At 37.2% G+C, this 2,376-nt stretch carries 1 pseudogene; it reads right to left on the reverse strand.

Features of this window, described 5'->3' with window-relative positions:
• Nucleotides 1-42: 42 nt before the first annotated feature.
• A pseudogene (locus B2G44_RS01875) lies at nucleotides 43-1,772 on the reverse strand (reverse transcriptase domain-containing protein).
• Between the last annotated feature and the right edge of the window lie 604 nt (nucleotides 1,773-2,376).

Consider the following 2,376-nt stretch of genomic DNA (forward strand, 5'->3'; position numbering starts at 1 on the left):
TTACTCTCTTTCGAGAACTAATATTCCCTCGCGGTTGATTAGCTATTTATTCTTATCGTTCTTATTCCTTTTAATATCATGTATTTGTTGATTGGTTATTTTACGATGACAGCTTTTACACAATACCTTTGTACTTTTATTCATGACACTTTGGCGGTTCGCATTACGGACTGTCCCAATGTGATGAATTTGGAGTTGGGTGGTCTTGTCGCAGTTCTCACAGCGCTCCGCTTTTAGACGGTCAGTTAGATGCGTGCGTCCCAGGAATATAAATCTATTGATGGTAATGTCAGGGTTTCCCTTGTAGTTACGCATTTTTTTAATTCTATCCCAAGAGTAAACAACCCACGGTTCATGTTGGGTTTTCCCTTTATTAAGATAAGGAATAGCCCAAGTTGAACCTATATTAAGTTTTTTTCGAACTCTGGCAATCGATGTTTTCCATTTTCTTGCCAGTGTTTTCAAACAGCTATATTCAGCTAGATAATTCAAATAGGTTAAAACACCAAGATTGTTAGCTAAACAAAAGTATTGGATAATTCCTCTAACAATTGTTTGATAGGTCCGGATTATTTCTAATTCGTCTCTATCCGCTAAAGTTTCATCGTGTTTCATTTTTCCCTCTTTTAACCAATTATATTCATGTCCGTATTCTTTGGCTTTCGCCTTAGGAATTTGGATTTGAACCTTGCCGTTTAGGGAATTCTTTGCGGATTTCCTTGTACGAGTTTTATTGGTGGGATTTACCTTTACCATGTAGGATAGAAACCTAGTTCCTTTGCTGGCTTTAACAATCTTTGACTTGTTCTTACTGATCGTAAGTTTTAAGTCTTGTTCAAGCCATTGTGTTACTTGGTTCTTAATCCCTTCGGCTTGGTCATACTCGCCTTTGACGCCAATGATAAAGTCATCAGCGTAACGGATGTATTCAACTCTAGGTTTTGGATTTAGATTGAGCCATCTATCGGCCCCCAGTTTGTGATGTCGGTTTTTAAACCGTGCTCTCCCATATTCTGGGTTGCTTTTTTTAATTGGTTTTCCTTCTTTAATCAGTTCCTCCATTTTCAGGTCGATGTAATGTAAATATACATTCGCCAGCAAGGGGGAAATAATTCCTCCTTGAGGAGAACCTGACAAAGATTCGTATTTGATACCGTCTTTCATGAAGCCAGCTCTTAGCCATTTGTTAATGGTTGAGAGGACTTTATTCTTTCTGATGAACTGATTTAGGGTTCGCATGAGAATTTCATGATTGATTGTATCAAAGTAACCTTTTAGGTCGATTTTGATTATGTAATCAATTCCTTGAAATCTTTGTTTAACGCGTTTTACAGCGTCATGACAAGATTTTTTGGTTCTAAATCCAAAGCTCCATTCTGAAAAGACATTTTCAAAATAGGGAGTTAAGAGTTGTTCAAGACATTTTTGTATTAGTCGATCTTTGACAGTGGGTAGCCCCAGGGTCTAGTTCTTTTATTATCGCTAGGAATAAGAATTCTTTTAACTGGTTTGGGGTTATAACCATTATTGACATATTCCTGATGGTATCTTTCTAGTTTCTCTAGATTAATCCCATCGATGGTTTCATTGTCAATTCCGGGTGTGCCCGCCCCTTTGTTAGCAGCAATTTTATTAAATGCTGTTAACGTGTTATAGAAGTTATTCATTCCTTGCTGAAGTTCTCTTTTTAGAGAGTGACCGTTTGATGAACGATATTGAATTCTACTCAATGTTCGCGAAAGTTTAGTTTCGGGTGAAACAGTTGTTGACATAATATATCAACCCCTTCCTTGATACCATTGAATAAATAGTAAATTACTTTCTTCTTTCGCCCTATAAGAGTCATTAACTCTCTTCTCGGTAAGCCGATTAACTAAATTATTCCAAATTTAGGTTTACCCTTACGACTACTAAAAAGATTCTTTATCCTTGACCATCCGGGCTTTTATTTCCGAATTAGTAAACTTAATTACTTAGTTTTAGGATTCTCCAAGTTACTCTAAATTTCGACCTTAATTCCTTAGGGGAAGTATCCTCTTTTGGGAGGCTGATTCCAGGTTTCTCTCTGATTTGATAAACTACTCAGTACTTATAATATATACTAGTAGTAGTAGACTCTGGACTGTGTCCGTTTCAGCAACTTCCGAGACAGGTTCTGAGATTACATCACTTTTCCTTCTTAGGCCATCTCAGGCTTTTCCTTAGAATTATTTGGTAGCGGAGTCCTCTTGACTAATTTGCTTTTGTCGCAACCCGCTTTTATGATCTGCTTTAATTCGATATTCTTTCGTTTATCAAATCGACCATATCCTTTCAGGGTTTATCTGCCCTGGCTATTGGTTAAATAGCACGAAATTTAGGCCTCTTTGACGCCCT

It is taken from the genome of Candidatus Phytoplasma citri, assembly GCF_002009625.1.
Lineage (GTDB): Bacteria > Bacillota_I > Bacilli_A > Acholeplasmatales > Acholeplasmataceae > Phytoplasma > Phytoplasma citri.